The sequence below is a fragment of the Paenibacillus kribbensis genome (assembly GCF_001705305.1).
GTDB lineage: Bacteria > Bacillota > Bacilli > Paenibacillales > Paenibacillaceae > Paenibacillus > Paenibacillus kribbensis_B.
Window position 1 is genome coordinate 58,502 of sequence record NZ_MCBP01000007.1, and the last position, 24,618, is coordinate 83,119.

Below are 24,618 nucleotides of genomic sequence, written 5' to 3' on the forward strand. Positions count from 1 at the left end.
ACAAATAGAAAATTTTTTGCATAATATATTCCAATAGAACCAATGTTGTTTTATGATAGAGCCATACAGCCTAGAAATCACCCTGGTATATCCGGGGAATAGCAGGAATTCCTAAACCATTTGAGAGGGGATTTCAGTATGAAGAGGTTCAAAAAGGCTATTGCAGTTATGTTAAGCACGATGCTTTTGTTTGCTTTCGGGATGACTGCGAATGCGAGTCAAAGCACAGAGGCTGCACCGGATCAAGCGATCAAAGCGAAGTCCGATGTTCAGCTAACAACTGGAAATGGAGACGTAATTAAGTATTTAACTCGGGTAGACAAGCCAGACAGCGTTACGTCTTCGGTTTATGTATTGCAGGAAAATCTCAACTTCAAGACACCAGAGACAACCTCATTGAAAAAGGAGACCGTTTCTTCGCTGAAAGCAAGCCCAATGGCCGCATTAGCCACAGCTTCCTCTGCTACGTATTCCGGTACGATTACGCAAGAGGGAGGCTTACAGTTTTTATATCCAATCTATTTGCAACCTGGTGAACTGTTGCAGGCTCAGTTGGATGGTCCATTTTCAGCACAGCTTGATTATGACTTATACTTATATGAATTTGATATGACCACAGGTGATATTAATCCTAATGCCATTGACGCCTCCACCTATGGTACTTATTTTAACAATTATGACCAGGGGGCTGCATCACTTCCTGAAAACGTAGGAACCCGCAACGCTGCCGGATACGAAAAGGCATATGCGATTGCTGTCCATGCTAAAAAGGGAACCAGCATCAATGATCCTTTCTATTTAACAGTGGATGTAAGCTCCCAATATGATGCCTATGAGCCGGATGAGAGTGCTTTTCATGCCTATAATTTTACCTTTAGTACGGGTGGATCATCGCTTAATTCCCGTTCTATTCACTCAGGCATTGATAACGACTGGTATCAAATCACAATTCCTGCTAATCGTAATTATGATGCATTAAATGTAAAGCTGGATAGCACCTCTGAAAGCTATGGATACAAAGCAGAAGTTTACGGAGCCCTTTCCGACAACCGAATGGTGCTTCTGTCCCAAACGAATCACAATGTGTCTTTGAATACAGGAACCTACTATGTACGAGTATACACAACCAAGCAGTATTCACCCGACCATTTATATACACTTACACTCAAACCGGTGCTTCGAGCTGGAAAAATTGAAATTATCGGCTATGATTCCAGCAATGGTCCTAATGATTATCCGAGCTACTCATATGGTCGTCATTATCGGGTTAATCAACGCAGTAATCTTACCGTGAAAGGTGTTGTTAGGACAACTGACGGTTATGCAGTGGCAAATGCGCCAGTGGATGTAACCTGGTTGAACCAGAACTGGACTGAAAGCAGCGGAAATCGCACTCGTACAGGCACTGCTTATACGGATCAGAATGGAGCCTTTAGTGTAACCCTTTCCCTGCCATCTTCAACTGGAAGTATTGCGGAATACCTGCCTGGAGCCATCAGTTTTACACACTACTATGATCTTTCAGGGGTAGCTGCTCAAGTGTCAGGTACTTCGATTATAGACACAGATATTGTATATCACTTTGCCTATAGTATTTATGGCGGGTGATGGGTGGACTCATAAAGAAATCACCACAGTAACTTGTTACTTGAATATTTTATATTTGAAGCCAAGGTAGCTTTTTTTCAATATTTGTTCATTTTTGGGACAAAGCATATATTCATTCCATATATGCTTTGTCCGATATATATACAAACAGGGTCACATTACACTATACATACGCCTTAGATTGCCTGTTACAAACATGACAGGAGGAAATAGGATGAATTTTGGGCCTCTTAGAGCACAACAAGCAGTTCTTAACTCTAGTAGCTTACGGATAAATCCGACAACTAAGCAAGTCTCATCCCCCCAGTTGCATGAAGAAAAACTCTCTAGAGTGGTTGTCCAAGACACTGTGGAGATTAGTGAGACTGGTAGACAACTGGCGGAAGGAGCTATTGTGTCACATGCTGCCAAGTATTTTGGTACAACACAGATTAATGATTCATTAAACCGGGTTTTGGAAGGTCAACCAGAAGAAGTGTCCAATGCAGTGTACAATATGATTCAATCCAATTTTATTGTCGACGGGACGGTAACGGATGAGAATCAGCGAGCAGTGCTGCTGGAGATGGGAGTTTCCCAATCCAAGTATATTGCAGATCATTACATGGAAGGCGATAAGGCCAAAGAATTTCTGGAAACCATGAACCAGATAGCTGGAATTGCTTTGACACGATCCATTGATTCAGAGACCGGAGATATTAGCTACACGACTCCAACAGATCGCCCGTTAGGTGCTCCTGAGGATTACGTCAAACTGTCGGAAGTGATGAAGCAGGCGGATCCTCAACAATATGCCGCATTCATGAATGACATTAAAGGTGGAGGCAATGGACTGAGCCAACTGTTAAGCTTTGCGCAAAAGGTCCCTCAAAACCCCGATTGGATTAACAAATACAAGGAACGTACGGGACAGACTGAAGAGCTGTTAAATAACACACAGTTGAAGAATCGGTTTGACAAAGCTGATACAACTTCGGCTTCCGCATTTATGAACAGTATGCAAACTCTACTTAAGGGAGCTTCCGCTACTCAGGATTCTTACATGCAGAATATGCGAGGATTTTTTCGAAACTTGGGTGTTCAGGTAGATTAAAACCTTTTAAATAATTTTTACACTTCTGTTTACATCCTGCCTGGAACAAAGTATAATAGCTTCAAAACATACTCGTGATCTAGAGGAAGCACCTCAAACTTGGGCATTAACGCCTTCGTTTGAGGTGCTTTTTCTATTTTAGCCGAAGCGAGTCTGTAAAGCTCTTTGAAAATAAAATAAAGTAAGGAGAAGTGTATGTATCGAAAAAATAAGCGAAAGGTAAGGAAGTATAGCAAGTGGGTATATGGATTTTTGGCTTTACTACTCCTGTTAACGATGATTCCCATATTTCCTGAAAGGGTATCAGCCGCTACCCAAGAGATCATCGGCGGTCCTTTTTGCCAAAACAATTTGCCGGGTGGGGGCGACAGTTGGGGCTCTCCGTCAGGAAGCGGGGTAGGAGCAACGGAAGTCTACAGTGGCATGGGTTCGGCAAGATACAAATGTGATGGCAGTGTGCAGCCAACCAATCGTTTTGTTGATATTGGAAGGTCTATTCAGACTGCTGATTATAGGATTTTTGTTTACATTGAAGGGTCTTATCATACAGAAATATATGCATCTAATGCTGCAGCGGGGAGCAGCTGGAGACCTGACGGGACGAATTTATATACATGGACTAATGTAACAAAATTCTATGCCGATAGCTTTTATCAAGGAAAATGGGTAGAGATTACTGACTCTATTACATTAAGAGATATTCGGTATTTTAGAGCCATGGGGTACAATCAGCAGACAAGTAATGAAATATCCAGGTTTGGCATCCGTCTCATTCCCAAATCGGACCTGATGCCTACACCGCCCCGGATTCATGCAGGTGCAGAGGGGCAATCGATTACAGGCTGGACCAAAGAACCTGTAACCGTTTGGATTAACGGGGACGTGGCGCCTGAAGGGCTAAAATACTATGAATATAGCCTGAATGGAGGAGCATTCCAGCCATATACAGGATCCTTTACCGTATATGACCATGGCGTAAATACGATCTATGCCCGGACAGTGGACGTAAATAACCAATACAGCGGCCTTTCCTCCGGGAAGGTACGAATAGACAAGATGCCGCCAACTCCACCTATCATCGGCGCAACGGGAAACAGTAATGACTATGCCATTTCATTGCAGCCGGGAACAGACGATTATTCTGGACTGGCTCATACTCAATTTCGTATGACGGGTGTTGTCAATCAGGATTGGCAAGACTATGGTGGAGTGTTTCATGTAAATAAAGACGGCAAAAGCACGATTTATGCACGGTCTATAGACAGCGTTGGTAATATGAGCCAAGAAGTAAGCAAAGAAGTCATCATTGATAAAAAGGGGCCGACTGCTCCAGTCATCCGGGCTAGTGAGGCGGGTCCAACGACCCATGATGTGAATATTGCCATTGATTCAGGAAGTGATCCTGCAAACGGAATTAAGATGACACAGTATCGCCTGAGTCCGGCAGGGGAGTGGCAGACATATTTTGGCGCTTTTACATTAACTGCTGAAGGGAATTACGAATTATCAGCACGGACAATCAATAACCTTGACGTACCTAGTCCAATCGCGACTCAATCGGTCATGATAGATCGAACCAAGCCAACGCCTCCAGAAATTACATTTTCCGAGGTAACGATGCCGACCCGATATACCAATAAGCCAGTGCAATTTGCTTTATCAGGTGCGACGGATATTACTGCAGTACATTATGAATATCAATGGGGTTTTGGCGGCTATGTGCCTGGGTCATCGGGAATATTAAATCGCTCCGGTATCGTAAAAGTGACTGCTCAAGCTGTAGATGCAGCTGGAAATCGAAGTGATCCGGTGTCTGAAACGTCTTATATTGATTTGGAACCCCCGAAGATCCAACTGACGCCGAATTCGCGTGAATGGAAGGATTCGAGTATTGATGTGGAGATTCGATATACCGACCAGCATTCGGGGATCGAACCAGTAACAATGCAGTATAGAGTCACAAACAGTCCTGATTCACCCGAAAATTGGGATACAGCAGCCGATTCGGCAATCCGATTGAATCTTTCAAATGAAGGTGAATGGTATGTTCATGCCAAGGTCAAGGACCGTACGGGTAACATTTATCAAACGGTCAGCGGTGTACTTCGCATTCAAAAGCAGCCCGAGCCGGTTGTGCTCTCAGTGACATCCATACGAAACTCTGAGGCCGATTTGCAATGGACTCTTCCATCCGGCTTTAATGATGGCTACGTCTATACCATCCGTAATCTAACAACCCAAGAGGTTTGGGAAGTTGCGCATCCGACAAATTCGTTTACAAATAAAGGGCTGCAAGGAGGGCAGCAATACGAATATGAAGTGCGTTCCAGTAATCATGTAGGAGGCAATGCATATTCCAATCGAGTCCGTATTTTAACGCTGCCTAATGCGCCTGATCATATCCGGTTAAAAGCTGTCTCCCATCATCCAGCAGAAATCATAGCCGACTTTACCCCAGTTGCATCTGCTAACAAATACAATATGATAGCAACGGACGTAAGTACGGGAGAAGTCATATTTAGGGATACGGTTACACAGGATGTTTATAATCCAATTACGGGTATGAAACCTGGTAAATATTATGATGTCTCTGTATCAGCTATAAATGACACTGGAGAGGGTGCGGCAAAGCATGTATCTTTTTTGAGCCTGCCAGACAATCCAGCCGGATTCCAAAATGTAACTGTAAGAGAAGATGGAGCCGAATTGAAATGGAATGATGTAGTCACAGCCACATACTACGCCTTAGAACGAGACAACGTATCAGTTTATCATGATGTGTATACGGAATTCACAGATACCGACCTTCAGGCGGGAACAGAGTATGCTTATCGCATTTCGGCTGAAAATACAACCGGATTCGGAGATTATGCTCATCTGGGAGTCATCACATTACCGGCTCAGGTAACTACGCTGGCGAGCGTGACGAAGGATGTATATTCCGTCGGTGTAGCGTGGCAAGATGTGCAGGGGGCTGACGGTTACATTTTGAACGTGAACGATGAACCGAATATGCGGGTTCCCCGGGGTATCCATTCTTATACTTTTGAGGGCTTGCCAGCGGGGAGGTCTGCAAGTATTCGAATTCGGGCCTACAATCGGAGTGGTATAGGTGAAGATGCGACTATCAATGGATTGACACTACCTGTTTCGGCAGTACAGCTTGCAGCAGTAGATGTTGGGGAGCATGAGGCCACATTGAAATGGGACCCGGTTGATGGAGCAACTCAATATAAGGTAACGATCAACGATCAAGATTATTACAGCACCGAGCCATTTGTAGCTGTATCTGGATTAGAAGGTGGGGAAAACTATAATTTTCAAGTGAGCAGCGGTAATAGTAGTGGTTTCAGTCAGCCAGCGTGGGGTGAACTGCTGACGCTTCCGCCTCAGGTGCAAAATGTCAAAGTTACAGAACACGGGAATGGCCAGATTTCGCTGAGCTGGGATGAAGCTAAGAGCGCTTATCAATATGCTGTAATCCGCAGAGATACGGGTAAAGTCTTAGACACCAGAGATGCCCATATTAAGCTTTCAGGTATCCAGCCCGGTATGATTTACTCGTTTGGCATTCAAGCAATGAATACGAGCGGTGCAGGTGACATAGCTCCCTTTAGGTATCGTGCGTTGCCAGATGAAATACCAGACAACAGGTTAATTGTGAAAGACGTAACAGATACGAATCTGGTTGTTACGTGGAAAGAAGCTCCAGGCGCAGACGCTTACAATGTATACCAAAATGGGGTACTTATCGGTCATACGGACCATCATGAGTTTAAAATAGACGGATTAGACAGTTCTACAGTGTATCGTATTACCGTCAACCCGGCTAACACGAGTGGTGAAGGTAAGCCGACAGAAGCTGAAGTAGAAACGCTGCCGTCTCCAGATTTCAAATTGTCGAAAACGGAAACGACGAATAATGAGTTTATCATCCATTGGGAGTCAGAGCATAAAAATGATATTTTCGTGCTCACTAGTGAGGAAGGAACAGAACTATACCGTGGCAATGATCGAAGCTTTATCTGGAGACAGCTCAGAGAGAAGCAGTTGTATACAGTTCAGCTCTGGGCAGAAAACAGTCAAGGAAAACGTACAGAGGCAAAGCAGGTGACCGGTCAAACTACGGGGAATCCTGTGGACACAGGTGGCGGAGCAGGAGGTGCGGGGGTTGCAAAACCGATTCAGCCTGTTGTGAAGGAGCAGATAGAAACAAAGTTCATTCAAGCCCCGTCAGTTGAGACGAAGTCCAATCATTTTACTGACATTGATCGGGTATTTAATAGAGAGAAAATCAATGCACTTGCTGATTTGGGTGTAGTGAAAGGGACGACCCACACGTTTTTTGAGCCGAACAGACCTGTAACACGTATGGAATTCACTTCGATGCTTGTCCGTTCTCTGAAATTACCGCTCGAAACGGATGTGACTTTAGGCTTCGAGGATATCAATCCATCAGCGTGGTATGTTGAGTTACTCAAAACGGCGATTAAAGATCAGGTCGCTCGCGGGTTTAGCGACAGAGAATTTGGCCCGGATCGGGTCATAAATCGCGAGCAGGCGGCTAAAATGGTGAATAACGTTATCAAGGCTACACCACAACATGAAAGCAGCGTATACTCAGATACCTCTCAAATTGTGGAGTGGGCCAGAAAGGATGTTCTTGGTCTAACCGAAATTAATTTAGTACAAGGGTATCCGGATGGAAGTTTCCGTGCCAAACAGGAGGTCACACGTGCGGAAGCGGCTGAGATGATTTATAATATGCTGCAAATGAAATAGAATGAATCAAGGGTGTGAGTAACCAATATAACTGAGACTGTTTTAAGTAATAACTGAGACAGGTTTACAATACATGTGTGAGACAAAACCGGAAACCTTGATTCATCAAATATATTGATGGATCAAGGTTTTCGGTTTTTTTAGAGGGTGGAACCAATCCTTAGGCTCGTTAAAAAATGGGTGCACCTATGAACGAAATTATGAGCAATTATAATTGAGATAAGTCGTATATACGTCAGAAAGGATAAATGTATTTAAAAAGTGAAAAAATCTTCAGATTATCTTTAGATTGAATTTATAAAGGATTAAGAGTGGTTCATTATAATACAATAGTTGACAATCGTCTTTATTTTAGAGGTAAACTATGTGTAAATAAAATCCTTTCATTGAAAGTGGGAAAATATAAAATATGAAGTACCGTATTCTAATTGCAGATGACGAACCGGAGATTTCAGAGCTGCTTCAGTTGTATCTTGAAAAGGATTATGAGGTGTACTGTGCAGATCATGGACATCTGGCATGGGAAATTATACAACGCGAGCGTATTCATCTCGCGATTCTTGACATCATGATGCCAGGCATTGATGGTCTGCAGTTACTTAAGAAAATACGCAGGTCCCATCTGATGCCAGTACTTTTTTTATCGGCAAGAACCCAGGCGTCTGACAAAGTTCTCGGTCTGGGTCTAGGCGCAGACGATTATATTGCCAAGCCCTTTAATCCCTTGGAAGTCGTGGCACGTGTGGAAGCACTGATTCGAAGGGCCTACAGATTTGAAATGGCTTCCAATCCCACGGAGGAGAATATCCAAGTCCTTGGTGATCTCGTATTAGATCGAAATCAGTGTACTCTATTTCGTCAAGGAAATCCTGTGGCTTTAACATACACGGAGTACAAAATAATGGATCTGCTAATGTCTGTGCCAGGCCGTGTTTTTACCCGCAAGCGCATATATGAAAGCGTATGGGAAGATTACTACGCCTATGAGGATAGTACCATCATGGTTCATATCAGTAATATTCGTGAGAAAATTGAGCAAGATCCAAGACAGCCGCAATATTTAAAAACAATCAGAGGGTTGGGATACAAAATTGAAGCGTCTTTGGAAACCGAGAAATAATCGTAGACTACAATCTTCACTGGTCATTGATTTTCTATTGTTTATGCTGTTTGTGATTGTGCTTTTTGTAGCTCTACAAGGTCTGATTTCATTAGGAAAAGCACCTACGTCCCTGAACGACAGGAAAGTCGTTCCTGAACTTAAGGTAGCCGCACGTGACTACATTGCGGACTGGCAACAAGGTGGTGGAACTGAATTAGACGGGTTGTTCCAAAGTGAGGGCTGGATTGAAATTCTTGATGAGCAGCGTCATGTAGAGCAAGTAGTAGGGGATAAAAAGGATACAATATTTTATTATTCGCAAGAAGGACTCTACGACCTGCTGGGTAATTCCCGCGATCAGGGATATTACTATTCTATGTCAGTGGTCGAAGATTCAGAAAAGATAATAAGGTATATAGTCGTCAAGATTCCGCGTAATCTGGTCAGTATCTCTGTTTATGACAGCCAACTAGCTATCCAGCCCCCAAATCCGATTCCCTTTTACGTCCTTCTCTTTATTGCTTCAATCATTCTTCTGGTCTTTGGATACAGTTACTGGATTGCACGTCGAATTCAAAAACCACTGGACTCAATCTTGCAAGGGCTCAATGAAATGATTGCGGGTAACTATAGCAAAAGGCTGTCGATCTCAGCCGAGAAAGAGTTCATGCTTATTGAGGAAAGGTTCAACTATATGGCGGATGTTATCGAGACAACCACTTTTGAGAAACGTATTGCGCAGGAAAGTAAGCAGCGTTTGATGATGGATTTGTCTCATGACCTCAAAACCCCTATCACGAGCATTCATGGATACGCCCAAGCGCTTGTGGAAGGGAGGGGAGAAGACAGGGACCGGCAGAAAAAATATCTTACTTATATTTACAAAAAATCCATCCAGGTAGCACAGCTCATTCAGAATATGCTGGAGTTATTTAAAGTGGACATGCCTGATTTTAAGCCGGAGGTGGAACGGCGGGAAATCGGTGAGTTTTTGCGGGAACGGCTTGCAGATGTCTATGGCGAGGTGGAGCAAAAAGATTTTTTATTAAACGTTTCTATTCCTCCCCACGATGTCTTTGCTCAATATGATCCAGAACTGCTGAGCCGAGTTATCCAAAATCTAATCTCCAATGCGTTATCATATAATCCGAAGGGTACTCATTTGCGGGTTGAACTGTTTGATCATGAACAGGATGTTAGCATTGAAATAGCTGATACCGGAAAGGGTATTCCCAAGGAATTGTGGACTACGATTTTCGATCCCTTTGTCCGTGGTGACCAGGCACGCACTCATACAGGCGGTACAGGACTTGGTCTTGCGATTGCACTCAAAAATACAGAGAAAATGGGTGGTACCCTAACCTTGCGTTCGGAGGGGAGCGAATCATCTATTTTCACTATTCATCTGATTCATTGAAAAAGTTCCTAGGCAGCAAGCTGGCGTCGGTAATATATCGGCGCCAGCTTTTTCGATTTTCTATTATCTTTGGATAACCTTATGACAATCCTTAGATTCAATTTATGCAATATTAAGAGTCGTTTCCTATAATTCTAAGTGGATTTGTAAATATTTATATTTTGCCTCCTAAGTGAAACCTCTGTCTTATTACAGAGTGAGCTCGAAGGTATGGCGACTTATATATATAAAATCACTTAGGGAGTGAGTAGATGTCACAGTTTTCAATACGCCGTCCTGTAACCGTCTTTATGCTGGTTGTGGCTTTATTTATCGGGGGCGGCATATTTACGTTAAGGCTTCCAGTTGAGCAATTGCCGGAAATGCAAAATCCCGTTATAGCAGTTGTAACCAGTGTGACGGGCGCTACACCTTCGGAAGTTGAGGAAATGGTAACCAAGCCGATTGAAAGCAATCTTGGGTCTGTAGAGAACGTAGATACGATCAGTTCTCAATCGCAGGAAGGCTCATCCAGGGTGACCGTTCAGTTCAATTGGGGGGTCGATCTGGATCAGGCGGCTTTAAATATCAGGGATAGTCTGGACAGTGTCAAGAATTCTCTGCCTGACTCCGCCGATTCTCCAAGGGTAATGAAACTGGATTTGAATGCAGAGCCCATTGTTAACCTCTCTTTAACTGGAGATAGTGATGTTAATACATTAAGACCGATTGCTGAGGATATTGTCCAACCGAGTCTTGAAAGAATAGCAGGGGTAGCTTCAGTAAGCGTAGCAGGAGGACAGGATCGCTTAATTCGCATACTTCCGGACCCAAGCAAACTTGAAAGCTACGGGATAACACTAGATCAGGTAGCCCAAGCGCTTTCGGCTAATAACCTGTCGGGCTCTGCCGGTGCTGTGACGAAAGGGAATAGCGAAGTGCAAATTCGTATACAGGGAGAATACGCTGCAGTCTCAGAGATAGGCGAAACCCTGATTCCAGTAGGCTCTGGTACTGTCAAATTGAACGCAATAGCTACAATAAAGGATGCTTATTCCGATGTAACGTCTATCTCTACCTACAACGGAGAACCCAGCATAAATATTGGGGTTACTAAAGCATCTGGAGGTAACACTTTGCAGATTGCCAAGGCTGTAAAGGAAAGTCTGGACTCAATTCAGCAGGAGTTGCCAGAAGGCACAAAACTTGAACTGATTACAGATTCCTCCAAGCCAATCAGTGATTCTGTGAATCTGTTAATAGAGCATGCTATTTTGGGACTTGTGATAGCAGCCATCGTTCTATTATTGTTCCTGAACAGTGCCCGTTCTACCATCATTGCGGCTATTGTTATTCCGATTTCATTCGTGGCTACGTTCATGATGATGTATTTCACCAATCAGACGATCAATATTATATCGCTTAGCGGTTTGCTGTTGGGCCTTGGTTCTTTTGTAGACTTTGCAGTTGTTATTATTGAGAACATCTTCAGGCAACGGCATGAGGGGAAAAGCATGCTGCAGGGCGCCATTGAAGGCTCGAAGCAGGTTGGTAATGCTGTTATGGCGTCGGCACTTGCCCAGATCGTAGTTTTTCTGCCGGTTGTATTCGTAGACGGGATTGCAGGGGAACTGTTCAGGCCACTCGCGTTAACGGTAATTTTCTCCCACATTTCCGCTTTGATTGTTTCGTTGATGATCGTTCCAATGCTCAGTTCCCGCTTTCTGCCTGAGCTTCCGGATGAGTCAGTATATACGTCAGGCAATTATCGAGGTGTAAATCCAATTGTTTGGTTCAATATTGGATTCGAGAAGTTCAAAAAAGGTTACGGTAACGTGCTGAATTGGAGTATTCATCACAGGAAGACCGTTATTACGGTTACAATTCTTATGTTTATAGGTGCAGGAGCGCTGACACCACTAATCAAGTCAACTTTTATTCCGAGTGAAGACCAAGGGCAATTTAACATTTCAATAAAAATGCCTAATGGAACGAAGCTAGAGGAGACGAATAAGGTTGTCGAGCAAGTAGAAAATGAAATACTGAATATCCCTGAATTGGATAAGATAACAGCAAATGTTGGTTCTTCTGGTGGATATAGTACCGAAAGTTTGGCAAAGGCAGCCACAATCAGCGTAACCCTTATTGATAAACGTACTCGTTCCACCGATCAAGTAGTCACTGAGCTGCGCGGTAAAATCACCAATATACCGGATGCAGATGTTACAATCAGCGCGGCCGAAAGCTTCTCTGCTGGAGCTGGTGTGCAAATCAACTTGAGAGGCGACGATATGGACGTATTACGAGAGCTCTCCGATCAGCTTGTCGCGCAGGTTAAAAATATTAAAGGAACCGTTAACGTGAGCAGCACGCTGGATTCCGTCCGTGAAGAGTATGAAGTGAAGGTTAAACGTCAGTTTGCATCCCAGTACGGACTATCGGCATCACAGATATTGTCGGCAGTGCGGACTTCCTTCAATGGTAAGGTTGTTACAAAATTCCGTACCGGAGACAGTCAGATTGATGTCCAGATTTCATTGCCCGAAGCATACAGACAGGACTTCTCCTATCTTGAGAAGTTTCGGATTACGACCGACCAAGGTCTTAATGTTCCACTATCTGCAGTGACCACTCTGAATCAGGTGGAAGTACCTGACACGATTACACGTGAGGATCAAGTCCGTCAGGTGGAAATTACTGCAGATGTAGGCGAGGCAGATGCAAGTAGTGTTAACCAGCAAGTTACTAATCTAATAAGTAATCTGCAACTTCCTAAAGGCTACTCTGTTGATACAGGCGGCGGTGAAACGGAGCAGATGATAGAGTCCTTTGTAAACCTCGGTATTGCAGTTTTATTTTCTGTTGTTCTTATTTATATGGTTATGGCCGGTCAGTTTGAGTCCATGTTTACTCCATTTGTTATTATGTTCTCAATTCCGCCAACTTTTATAGGAGTTGTTCTAGGTTTGGTGTTAACGGGAACAACTTTAAGTGTCATGGCCTTTGTCGGATATATTATGCTGGTAGGCCTTGTCGTTAATAACGCGATTGTTATGATTGACTTTATTAACCAGCTCCGCAAAGAAGGAATGGACAGGAAAAAGGCAATATTACTGGCCTCTTCCGAACGTTTGCGGCCAATTCTTATGACCTCGCTTGCGACAATTCTTGCCTTGTTACCAATGGCATTTTCCAGTGATCCAAGTAACCAGATGATGGCGCCCATGGCAATTGTCGTTGTATTCGGTCTTGCTTTTGCGTCGGTAATTACACTGATTCTGATTCCTGTCGTATATATTTTGTTGGATAACATTAAGGTTAGACGCAATATTCGTAAAGTGAAACGACAGCAGAAAAGAGAGGCCCCAAAACAGACTAAGCCTGAGCATAATAGTGCGCAAGCCTAATAGATAAGCAGAATATCGTGAGGTGAGAAAACCATGAATAAAAAAAGTATTAGCTTGTTGTCGGCTATGGTTTTATCCATGGCACTGGCTGGTTGCTCGGGGGGAGAACTCCCGACAGCCGCGTCCGCGGAACAAACGGCCATAGCTGTAGAAGTAGGCGAAGTTATAAGGGGGAGTATTGGAAATGAAGCGGGTGTTGTTGGTACTCTGGCTCCTAACAAGACAGTCCAGGTATCTCCCAAGATCAACAGTACAATTGAAAGCATCGACTTGAAAATCGGCCAAACTGTTAATGAGGGCCAAGTCTTGTTCACGCTGGACCAAAAGAATATCCGTGACAGCATCAAACAGTACGAGGAATCCTACAACGTTGTGCTTGCCAATCTGAAACAAGCACAGAGCAGTTCCAAAGAGTCCATACAGCAGGCTGAATCCGGCGTTGACCAGGCTAAATCTGCCCTCGTTCAGCAGCAAAGTTCCATAGATCAGGCACAGAACTCGATTGCGGATGCGGAGAGCTCTCTGCGGGATGCGAAAAACAACCTGAACCGCACACAGCAGTTGTTTGCGGCAGGTGCGGTGTCCCAGAGCGAGCTAGAACAAGTACAGACGACAGCGAAGCAGGCGCAAAGCTCATTGGATAATGCAAGGCTGACGTTGAGCAACGCCCGTTCCTTGTTGGAAAGTGCACAAACGACATACCAAAACGCCATAAAATCACTAGAGTTGGCCCGTAAAAACACCGGTGTGGATGTAGCTCAAGCCAATGTCGAACAGGCGCGCTCTGCTCTTGAGACAGCCCACAGCCAAATGGCGGACGCTACGGTTAAAGCTCCTGTGTCTGGAACCATTTCGGAAGTCAGTGGAACGGTCGGGCAGATTGTCAGTTCTCAGACTTCCGTGGTCACCATTGCGCATACCAATCCAATCCTTGCAAAAGTTAATTTGGCCGAGTCAGAGATGATGAATCTCAATGTAGGTGCCTCTGTAACTGTTGGTATTCCTTCTTTAGATAAGAGTATCAACGCTAAGGTTACGGCGATCAATTCGGTCATGGATCAGAAACTGAAGGCTTATCCTGTTGAGATTTCCATAGTTAATCCTTCAAATACACTCAAGGCAGGCATGGTAGCCAATGTGTACATCCAATCAGGGGAAGCGGAAGGGCTACTTATTCCTCAGGCTGCTGTAACGGAGACGGCGGGCGCAAAATACGTCTATATAATAGAAGGAAATGTAGCCAAACAGGTAGAGATTACAACGGGAGAAGAGAGTTCTGATCAAGTGAAAGTGACTGATGGCCTCACAGAGGGGCAGAAAATCGTTGTAAAAGGTGCAACTATGCTTTCTGACGGTGCAGAGGTAGTGATCGTAAATCAATAATATGCTGAACCGGCCACTGTTTTTCAGTGATCCGACTAAAACTTAGGTATTGTTTAAAGGAAAACGCCGAGCCGGTATAGGCTTGGCGTATATTTTCGCAATATGAGACTCCGAGAATAGGATTTACGTTAGATTTTTCTGGAAAATATCAGTTATAATACAAAAAACACAAAAAATATCAGTTGTGAGTAAAAAAAGTCTCAGTTATAGCCGTAATTATGGGAGGAAATAGTGTTATTTTCGTATCAATTATAACTGTAACGCACAGGGGCGGCGTTGGCCACCCCTTTTTTGTGTGTACTGATCTTATTCCGCAATAGCGGGGTTTAAATTGGACGCTCTGTAGGCAGGAACACCATTGATTAGGGCGGTTCTTAACTCAATATATCGTATACCATAATATGAGGTTGAACTATTCAGCCCTGATGAAAGTACAGTGATTTTATAATATTGAAAAGGAATCTCATTACTAAATTGGTAGGTTGTTTTTGCAGTAGTTGGCAAAGTCTCGACTTGGCCTAATCTAAACCAATTTTCTCCGTCGTTAGAGCCATGAAAAGAGAATGAAAGAATAAAGGCTCTGAAAGTGGGCTGAGCCAAAAGGATATCATTGATCGTTTTACCTTCATCTAATTTGAAGATAATTTCTCCACCTTTGCCGCTCAAGCTGCTTTCCCAATAGAGATTATTATCGACTAAAACATTTTTCGGAAAGGTATTTTTGGAATCTCCGTTGGTTGAAACATTTTCCTCTGCAATAACGACAGGATTCATGAAAAAAGAGTAATTTTCTGGATTTTGATTGAATTTTGCCATGCTGGATTTCCTCCATTCGTTAAATTCTTTAATTGGTTAAGAACGCTGTTATATATTTATTGAATCTCTAAATGTATTCCTTGATCATGAAATACATATTGTGACCGCCTGAATATACAAGGTAATATGCCAGCAGCAGATGGAGATGATCGTCTTCATAGCTCCAATTGGAGGGGAGCTAAACCCGGGTTAGAAATAGCACCTTATTGTTTTCTTATGTGTATACACAATTCTTGTTTGGATACTATTCATGACGACGCATACAGTATAAGTAAATATAGCATATTCTTAACATCCACATTGAACAGTAATTGAATCAGCTTATCGGGAACAAAAAAATGAAAAAGGCAGGGCGACACGGCTAAAAACATCCTGTTCATTTCAAATTTTTTATAATTCCAATAATTTCAATAGGATTCAATCAAGGTAATTTCATTACCCTCAGTTGAGGAAGTGTCGATAGCTTGCCTTGACGGGCCAGTTTTTTTGTATTTATCTAAAATAAATATTTAATTACAATATTGCAAATAGAATATCATTAAGGAAATTTTATCTAATCGCAATCGGTGAATATGCCGATATTTCATCTAACATCTGAAGAAGTCACTAGGATAAAGTTACTAGGATTGCAACGGCTACAGGAAACGAAGGCGGTAACAAATGGTTTCCAATCATAATTCTTATCTTTAGGGAGGTGATTCTATGGGCTGATAAATGAAGATAACCCGGAACAAAATTTTAATTGAGATGGAGGCGTATTACATGTTGAAAAAGAGCAAGGGTATTAAGCGTGGAGCATTTCTGTTATCTATTATTGTATTCATTAATCTGATTTCATTTTCTTCTTTTACAGAAGCTTCAAATGCAGCAGACTCGTATCCTTACCAGGCCATGAGAATAGAAAATGTCAATAAAGGCTGGAATCTTAATATATTGGGTTACGGGAACAACTCGGAAGTCAATGTGTGGCCGACGAGAGGAGAAAGCAATGAAAGATGGAAATTTTCTACGGCAGACGGAGTATATTTTAAATTGACCAACGAAAGAACAGGACTGCTGCTTTCTCCTTTAAATTGGTCGGTCACTGAGGGCAACCCCTGTGTGCTGTATCAGGATTCCAATAGGGATGAACAATTATGGAGAATCATTGGTGTGGACAAAGATGTGAATGGTGATGATTTTACCTATCGAATTGTCAACAGGGCTAACAGCAATATGGCGCTTATGCTTAATCTTGACACAGGCAAAACCATGCTCGGGAATTATAAAGGAAACTCCACACATAAGTGGAAATTGGTGTCCGATGGACTGGTTGGCTTTGCCGGACATGCCAAGGATTTGAATGGAAAAGACAAAACAGGAACCATTGGGGGACTACTAGGTAAAACCGTATTTGTAAATACACTTGCCGAGCTCAAGGAAGCGTTGCTTGATAAAAATCCGCTTACCATTGTGATCTCCAGTAATATAGACAATGCCAATTCAGAAACCTACGATCTGAGAATAGCATCCAATAAAACCATCATCGGCTCTTATGCTGCCAACAGGCTCACCGATCCACGTCTGAGAACGGATGATTATTTTAAAAAAGAAGGCGTAAGCAATAATATTATTATAAAGAATATCAATGTAGAGGTTAAAAATCGAAGAGATGTCGTAGCGATTGCGATCTATGGGTCACGGAATGTTTGGATTGATCACAGTACCTTTAGATCGAGTTTGGGCATCGACAAGGATGAGGTGGGTAAATTTGTTTGGGTTAATACCAGTACTTATACTAACACCGATCCTGACTACGTTACTCTGTCATACAACAAATTTTCTAACCGCTATTGGACGGTAGCCTTCGGCACCACGTCCTCATTAATCAAAAATAACGCCACGGTCATGTTAAATTATTTTGACTCCTGTGTACGGAGAACGCCTCAGTCTGGCAATGGCCGTCTGCATGTACTGAACAATTTAATTCAAAGAACACTGCCAAGTCGAGATGATGCCGGTTATGCTTCCATCATCGGTGGCGAGGGCGCACACGTTTACTCCGATTCCAATCGCTTTGACAACTTTAAGAAAGCATCCAGCGGATACTGGGATACAGAGATCACCATTGACCCTAAAGCTTTTGTAAAAGATGTGGGCTCCTATACCAATAAAGGAGAAGTATCCCCGGTTGCCAAGCCTTATACATTGCCCGCTCCCAATGGAACAGCAACCTCCTTCGATCCAGGTTCAAAATATAGCTACCCGATTATAAAAGCCTATGATGCCGGCGGAAATGATGTAAAAAGATTCAATATGGCTTATACGGGGGCAGTTAATAATGCTTCTGACCTAAAATATATACACTTTCCCGAATTTCAAGAATATCTGAAGTAAGTGCCGTACGTATTGCCTGTTTCCGATACGAAAGATGGAAACAGGCTATTTTCCAAATAAAAAAAGGTCACTATATTCAATGGCACAAGTAGTTCATGAAATGAATTACTGATCCATTACCCCTTCTGCTTGTAAAATTCATGGTACAACTTCATCAGCGCACGCTTTTCAATCCGTGACACATACGAACGCGAAATCCCGAGCTCTCGGGCAATTTCCCGCTGTGTACGTTCCTCTCCTCCGGCTTCCAGGCCGAATCGACCAATCACTACTTCTTTTTCACGCTCATCCAAAATATCCAGGTTGCGATAGATTTTACTCTTTTCGATTTTAAGCTGTACCTTATCTATAATATCGTCTGTATCGGTGCCCAGGATATCAATTAAAGTAATTTCATTACCCTCTTTGTCCGTCCCTATAGGATCATGGAGAGATACGTCTTTGCGTGTTTTTTTCAGAGATCTTAAATGCATCAAAATTTCATTTTCTATACAGCGAGCTGCAAATGTTGCCAGCTTTGTGCCTTTTCCGGTCTGAAAGCTTTCGATGGCCTTAATCAGTCCGATGGTGCCGATGGATATGAGGTCCTCCAAATCTTCGCCTGTATTATCGAATTTTTTCACAATATGGGCCACCAGTCGCAGGTTGTGCTCAATGAGTGTGTTACGCGAATGTGCATTGCCTTCAGCAAACAGCTTTAGGTGTCGTGCTTCCTCTTTCTCGGTCAATGGCTGCGGAAAGGCGTTGTTTTTCACGTAAGAGACGAGTAACGTCAATTCCTTGATGAACAGAGCAATAGCGCTAAATAGTCCGGGCACGGATGACACCTCCTGAGGTAGTTGCGAACTTACCAGCCTTTGTTACTTACCGGGCTTGCGGTCTGTTTATTGTATGTGGGCAGGTGCCCATCCGTGCCTGTACTCCTAAAACTGCTGCATAACAATTTATGGGTCTATCCTATACGAGTACATTGCTGAAGTTTAATTTTTGTGCAATGACGCTATGAGAAAATTTGATTATACTTAAACTGCTTAAAACTGAAGAGCGCAATGGATATGAGGAGGAAACCAGTGATTTTAGTCAGTTCGTGCTTGGCAGGAATGAAGGTGCGGTATAACGGAACGGATAGCCTGGATGTACATATTCAGAAGCTGGTAGAGGAAAAGAAGGCTATGACGATCTGTCCTGAGCTATTGGGGGGCTTTATGACTCCGAGAGAGCCTGCCGAAATTGTTGGGGGGACAGGAGAGGATGTGCTGAACAGCACGGCCAAGGTGGTCGAGTTCTCGGGTAACGATGTCAGTGATATGTACATTAGAGGTGCACATGAAGCTTTAAACATAGCTAGAGAAGTTAACGCAACCCTAATCGTTTTAAAAGAAAACAGCCCGTCCTGCGGATCTGCAGCCATCTATAATGGGGAGTTCGAAAACCGTAAAATAGCGGGTAATGGAGTAACCTCGGCTTTGCTAAAAAAAGAAGGCTTTAAGGTGATATCGGAAGAACAAATATCGGAAATCTTTTTGCATGAGGATATGTAGGAGAAAATCAAGCGTCTTGACAGCTTACAGGCTAATACACCTGTGAGCGCAAGACGCTTGTTCGTGTGTGTCGTTACACCATAGGCACCACATTATTTAAGCTTTAATGCCAAAATTCCTAGATATTCCTTGAGAGCTGTTGCTGTTGTAGACATGGCTCCGCCAGACGGCGAGAGCTTGGCGGCATACAGTGACAGATTTTCACTCGCCAGATAATCGGTCGGATAAGGTGTGATCTGCATACCTGCACGCTGGAATTCCAGCGCAGCACGTGGCATATGGAAAGCAGAGGTCACCAGAATGGGTTTTGAGAGCTGGCGCTGTTTCAAAATTTGAGCTGTAAAGGCGGCATTTTGCTGTGTATTCAAGGAACGGTTTTCGATCAGGATATCCTTGGCCGGAATACCGAGTCCGAGAAGCTGCCTTTGGGCAATATCCGCTTCATTACCACTGTCGCCAAACACTTGTCCACCGGAAAAAAGGATGGGTAAGCCTGTTGCTTCGTGCAACCGGGCCGCAGTGAGTAGCCGATTGGCCGCAGAGCCTAGCAGATTGCCTTGTCCATTGATGTCCGGTGTTCCCTCTGTGGCTCCGCCTCCCAGTACGACAATGACATCTCCTTGAACGGTGCGAGGTTGTGGATACTGCTTTTCCAGGCTGCTGATTAGCAAATCTCCAACCAAATTGGTGGAGGAAGCATATAGCAGCAATGTGACCACAAGCAGCACGACAGCAGGTTTACGTGCACGTTTCCACAGCCAGACTACAAGCCCGACCATGGCGAGAATAAACAATCCGGGAGGGAGCACGAAGCTGTACAAAAATTTGATGATATAAATCAAGTGTGGATAACCTCCTATCCCTATAAACTCTATCTATCTTTTTGGTATATTGTAACATAGGCAAATGCCCGAATTCCTCTGCCCGAAGACCGCTTCACTTGTACAGCACGATCCCGCCTTGTTTGATAAAGTTGCTTGATAGGCGTATTATATAAAGCCTGATGATTTTTTTCATAGAGGAGCGAGAGCATCATGGGAGAGTTGACAACAGCCAAGCGAATAATGATGATCGCGCTGCTGGTTGTATTGTGGGGCATTTCCTGGCCCATTTATAAAGTGGCACTGCAATTCACGCCTCCACTTCTGTTTGCAGGACTGCGCACGCTGCTCGGAGGCTTGCTGCTGGGGGTAATTATAGCGCCCCGATGGAATCGCATCCGCTGGAAAGAAAATTGGCGTGTGTATGCCATTTCCGGTATTTTTAATGTGGTTCTGTTCTATGGTTTGCAAACGGTGGGGCTGATGTATGTACCATCCGGCCTCTTTTCTGTGCTGGTATATCTCCAGCCCGTACTGGTTGGCATTTTTGCATGGATATGGCTGGGTGAAGCGATGTCCGGCCTCAAGGTGACCGGATTGGTTATCGGATTTTTGGGTGTTGCAGCCGTCAGTATCGGAGGATTTTCAGGACATGTGGCTGCGGCAGGTGTGATCATTGCTATTATTACAGCCGTGAGCTGGGCGTTGGGAACAGTATATGTGAAAAAAGTAAACCAGCGTGTGGACTCGCTGTGGCTGGTTGCATTTCAATGTACACTGGGAGGTATTGTATTAACGGGAGTCGGAACGGTGACGGAAAGCTGGTCAGACATCGTATGGAATGTCCCGTATTTGTCGGGGCTGATATTCGGCACAGTGCTGGGAATTTCTTTTTCCTGGCTGCTATATTTTGCACTTGTTAATTCTGGAGATGCGAGTAAGGTGGCGTCTTATACGTTTTTGGTGCCTGTGATCTCGGTGTTTGTCAGCTCGTTGGTGCTGGGCGAAGCGATTACGGCTTTTCTACTGATCGGTCTGGTATTCATCGGATTTAGCATTTATCTGGTTAATCGCAGAGCAAGAGTGGTTCGGCAAGCCTGAGCATAGAACTAGAACCATAGAACTTAAAACATAGTAACAAGTAAGGACTCTGCACAGGTAGCAGGGTCCTTTTTATATGTCGGCAGGAGGCACTGCTAAGTGAGCAAATGACCTGTGTAGTTCATGAATTTTAAGGGGTTCCCTCCCTGGGGAGTTGGTTAAGATTAAGATATGGATGACAGCGTACAACCAAGCAAAGAAGGGAGAAGCGCACAATGACACGCAAATTGTTGATTACGGGAGCGGCGGGTACAATTGGGAAAGTATTGTATGAAGGGCTGAAGCGTGAAGGAAAATATGAAATCACCGCCGCTGACTTGAAGAGGGATGAAGAGGCGGGAATTGTGGAAATGGACATACATGATGCCGCACGACTCGATGAGCTGACACGCGGGGTGGACACGGTGCTGCATTTTGCATGGATCAAGGATGAAGGGGATTTCCTCGGCAAGGTACTGTCTGGCAATGTAAGTGGAGCCTATAAGCTGTATGAAGCGGCTGTACAGAATGGGGTTAAGCGTATTATTTTCGCCAGTTCCAATCATGCGACAGGATTTTATAAGGTGGGCGAGACCATCGATGTGGAAGATCCCTACCGACCGGATAGTTTTTATGGCTTGAGTAAGTGCTACATTGAGCTGTTGGGCCGATTGTATGCCGATCAGGGTAAAATATCCTCATTTAACATTCGTATTGGCAATTTCCCCGGGGATGATCGACCTCATTCGGAGCGTGCCGCGCATATTTGGATCTCCGAACGCGATATGCTCCAGCTGACCGTCTGCTGCATTGAGGCTCGCCCGGAGATAAGCTATCTTAATTTGTACGGCACATCCGCCAACACGGATAATTATTATGATATCGGCTATCTGGAGGAGCTAATCGGATATAAACCGCAGGATAATGCCGCTGAGCTGCTGGAGCAGGCGAAGATGACCGGATTTCGGGTGAAGCAGGACGAGACCGCTTTTCAGGGTGGACAAAAAGAATAGAGTGAGGCGCCAATCTGGCGCCCTATATTACACAATACTTCACAAATATCCGAATTGTTCACTCCCTGGGACACTCCTTTGTTCATGAAGCATGCAAGGCTTCACTTCCCATTTTGAATGCGCTTACATAAAATAAGGTCATACGACGGCGGTGCTGCAAACCATGCTGTCGGTAAACATATACAGAGGGGGAGTGACTCACCTTGAATCAACCTTTACCTAAGAGTTCCGCTATGCTTGCCACAGATTCCCGTCTGAACGAGAGGAGGATGGCAAGCGGCAGGAAAAAAGGATTTTTCCATGAATTGATCCGCAATCGGATATTATTTCTGATGCTGCTGCCGACCTTGGTGTTTTTCTTCATTAACTCTTACATTCCAATGGTGGGTATCTATTATGCATTTACCCAGTTTGACTTCAATACCAGTTTGTTCGATGCCAAGTTTGTCGGACTTCAGAATTTCCAATTTCTATGGCAATCCGGTACGCTGACGAAGTTGACATTGAATACGGTCGGATACAACGCAGCATTTATTTTATTGGGCAACGTGTTAGCGATTGTTCTCGCTATTTTGCTGAATGAGCTGCGGGGGCGTTACTTTAAAAAGATTGCTCAATCCGTGATGTTCCTGCCTTATTTTGTTTCTTTCGTTATTCTAAGCGTTATCGTGTATAACATATTTAATTATGATAATGGCTTTCTGAATACGCTGCTGCTGCAATTCGGCGGTGAACGTGTGGATGTATACAACAAGCCGTGGGTATGGATTTTCCTGATTATCCTGTTCTATCTGTGGAAAAATCTCGGTTACAGCATGGTGATCTACCTGGCTGCGATTACGGGGATCAGTGACGAATATTATGAGGCGGCAAAAATGGACGGTGCCAACATTTTTCAGCGAATCTGGTACATTACCGTCCCTATGCTCAAATCGACGTTCGTCGTGCTGCTGCTGTTTGCGCTCGGCAGTATTATGAAAGGACAATTCGATCTTTTTTATCAATTAATCGGCAACAATGGGGTGCTGTACAATACGACGGATATTTTGGACACTTATGTATACCGTTCGTTGAAAGTAACCTTTGACGTGGGCATGGCTTCGGCCGCAGGTGTATATCAGTCCTTGTTCGGCTTTGTATTGATCATGACCGTGAACTATATCATCCGCAAGCTGAATGACGAATACGCCTTATTCTAGAAAGGAGGACCCAAAAGGATGGCGATCAAAGAGGATGCATACACTCGAATTTTTAAAATAATCTCTTATACGATCATCATTGTTGCTTCTATTGCTTGTTTACTCCCGTTTTTACTTATTATTTCGGCCTCACTGACCAGTAATGAGTCGATTATCAGGGATGGATATCACTTTATTCCACAGCAATTCTCGCTGGAAGGATACCGGACGGTGTTCATCTTTCCAGAAGAGGTGCTGCGGGCATACGGAGTGACGATTTTTACCACTGTCGTAGGCACGACGCTCGGCCTGTTCCTGATGACGATGGCAGGCTATGTGCTGGCACGCAAAGATTTTAAATATCGGAACGCATTTTCATTTTATATTTACTTTACGACGCTGTTCGGGGGCGGGCTAGTACCTTGGTACATTATGCTGACGAAGTATTTAGGGCTGTTAGATACGTATACGGTGCTTATTTTCCCGGGATTAATGACTCCGTTTCTGATCATTTTGATGAAAAACTTCATTCGTTCCTCCATGCCGGAAGAGCTGTTCGAGTCCGCTAAAATTGACGGTGCGGGTGATTTTAAAATCTACTACCGGATTGTGCTGCCTTTATCTACGCCGGGCATTGCCACTGTGGGGCTGTTTTTGGCCCTGGCTTACTGGAATGACTGGTTCTCATCCTCACTCTTTATCAATGATCCGCATAAATACCAATTGCAATATTATCTGTATAATGTAATCAACTCCATGCAATTTATTGCCCAAATGGGGGCAGGTACTGGGGTATCACTATCCAACGACATGCCGACCGAGTCGACCAAAATGGCAATGGCTATCGTGGTTACCGGGCCCATTTTGCTGCTGTATCCATTCATTCAGCGTTACTTTGTCAAGGGCCTGACCATTGGTGCGGTAAAAGGCTAAAACGGGATTCATGGCTTGGGATGGCATGACGTGCCGACGTTGTGCCATCATAGCAGCACTTTTTGTAAGCGTTTTATTTAAAGAGACAG

16 protein-coding genes are annotated in these 24,618 nt (G+C 43.9%); 13 read left to right on the forward strand and 3 right to left on the reverse strand.

Translation table 11 applies throughout. The annotated features are described in order from the left end of the window. Nucleotides 1-138 precede the first annotated feature (138 nt). The 7 genes from BAZ21_RS14345 (at nt 139) to BAZ21_RS14375 (ending at nt 14,771) form a co-directional block, all read left to right on the forward strand. Entirely contained in the window at nt 139-1,608 is a 1,470-nt protein-coding gene (locus BAZ21_RS14345) for a hypothetical protein (protein ID WP_068501831.1), read from the forward strand. 214 nt (nt 1,609-1,822) lie between these two features. Next, nucleotides 1,823-2,701, forward strand: a complete 879-nt coding sequence (locus BAZ21_RS14350) for a hypothetical protein (protein ID WP_068501833.1) — start codon at nt 1,823-1,825, stop codon at nt 2,699-2,701. Nucleotides 2,702-2,896: 195 nt separating this feature from the next. After that, a complete protein-coding gene (locus tag BAZ21_RS14355) occupies nt 2,897-7,483 on the forward strand; it encodes a fibronectin type III domain-containing protein (protein WP_068501836.1) in 4,587 nt (1,528 codons plus the stop codon). Nucleotides 7,484-7,892: 409 nt separating this feature from the next. After that, complete coding sequence (locus tag BAZ21_RS14360) at nt 7,893-8,603, forward strand: response regulator transcription factor (RefSeq protein ID WP_068501839.1); 711 nt, start codon at nt 7,893-7,895, stop codon at nt 8,601-8,603. Beyond that, nucleotides 8,575-10,002 (forward strand): sensor histidine kinase, encoded by a 1,428-nt coding sequence (locus tag BAZ21_RS14365; RefSeq protein WP_068501842.1) that lies wholly within the window; start codon nt 8,575-8,577, stop codon nt 10,000-10,002. The genes BAZ21_RS14360 and BAZ21_RS14365 overlap by 29 nt, the downstream gene beginning before the upstream one ends. Nucleotides 10,003-10,253: 251 nt before the next feature. Beyond that, nucleotides 10,254-13,388: an efflux RND transporter permease subunit gene (locus BAZ21_RS14370; protein ID WP_068501845.1), complete on the forward strand. Its 3,135-nt coding sequence runs from the start codon at nt 10,254-10,256 to the stop codon at nt 13,386-13,388. A 33-nt stretch (nt 13,389-13,421) separates the two neighbouring features. Next, a complete protein-coding gene (locus BAZ21_RS14375; RefSeq protein ID WP_068501847.1) occupies nt 13,422-14,771 on the forward strand; it encodes an efflux RND transporter periplasmic adaptor subunit in 1,350 nt (449 codons plus the stop codon). Between the two features lie 306 nt (nt 14,772-15,077). On the opposite strand, the gene BAZ21_RS14380 is transcribed toward BAZ21_RS14375, so the two are convergent. After that, nucleotides 15,078-15,587, reverse strand: coding sequence for a discoidin domain-containing protein (locus tag BAZ21_RS14380; RefSeq protein ID WP_068501853.1), 510 nt, complete (start codon nt 15,585-15,587; stop codon nt 15,078-15,080). Nucleotides 15,588-16,349: 762 nt separating this feature from the next. Here BAZ21_RS14380 and BAZ21_RS14385 point away from each other — a divergent pair. Then, the gene (locus BAZ21_RS14385) at nt 16,350-17,963 is read left to right on the forward strand and encodes a pectate lyase family protein (RefSeq protein ID WP_068501856.1); all 1,614 of its coding nucleotides are present in this window, start codon (nt 16,350-16,352) and stop codon (nt 17,961-17,963) included. Nucleotides 17,964-18,079: 116 nt separating this feature from the next. Here the strand turns inward: BAZ21_RS14385 and sigK are convergent, their stop codons facing one another. Continuing rightward, complete coding sequence (gene sigK / locus BAZ21_RS14390) at nt 18,080-18,781, reverse strand: RNA polymerase sporulation sigma factor SigK (protein WP_068501859.1); 702 nt, start codon at nt 18,779-18,781, stop codon at nt 18,080-18,082. A 252-nt stretch (nt 18,782-19,033) separates the two neighbouring features. On the opposite strand from sigK, the gene BAZ21_RS14395 reads away from it, so the two are divergent. Beyond that, nucleotides 19,034-19,504, forward strand: a complete 471-nt coding sequence (locus BAZ21_RS14395; protein ID WP_068501862.1) for a DUF523 domain-containing protein — start codon at nt 19,034-19,036, stop codon at nt 19,502-19,504. Nucleotides 19,505-19,596: 92 nt separating this feature from the next. Here BAZ21_RS14395 and BAZ21_RS14400 read toward each other — a convergent pair whose 3' ends face one another. Next, nucleotides 19,597-20,346, reverse strand: coding sequence for a YdcF family protein (locus BAZ21_RS14400; protein WP_068501866.1), 750 nt, complete (start codon nt 20,344-20,346; stop codon nt 19,597-19,599). Nucleotides 20,347-20,538: 192 nt separating this feature from the next. On the opposite strand from BAZ21_RS14400, the gene BAZ21_RS14405 reads away from it, so the two are divergent. The 4 genes from BAZ21_RS14405 (at nt 20,539) to BAZ21_RS14420 (ending at nt 24,529) form a co-directional block, all read left to right on the forward strand. Then, the gene (locus tag BAZ21_RS14405) at nt 20,539-21,426 is read left to right on the forward strand and encodes a DMT family transporter (RefSeq protein ID WP_068501868.1); all 888 of its coding nucleotides are present in this window, start codon (nt 20,539-20,541) and stop codon (nt 21,424-21,426) included. A gap of 215 nt (nt 21,427-21,641) precedes the next feature. Continuing rightward, nucleotides 21,642-22,418, forward strand: a complete 777-nt coding sequence (locus tag BAZ21_RS14410) for an NAD-dependent epimerase/dehydratase family protein (RefSeq protein ID WP_068501871.1) — start codon at nt 21,642-21,644, stop codon at nt 22,416-22,418. A 203-nt stretch (nt 22,419-22,621) separates the two neighbouring features. After that, entirely contained in the window at nt 22,622-23,617 is a 996-nt protein-coding gene (locus BAZ21_RS14415; protein ID WP_068501874.1) for an ABC transporter permease, read from the forward strand. Nucleotides 23,618-23,635: 18 nt separating this feature from the next. Next, nucleotides 23,636-24,529, forward strand: coding sequence for a carbohydrate ABC transporter permease (locus BAZ21_RS14420; RefSeq protein WP_068501877.1), 894 nt, complete (start codon nt 23,636-23,638; stop codon nt 24,527-24,529). Nucleotides 24,530-24,618 lie beyond the last annotated feature (89 nt).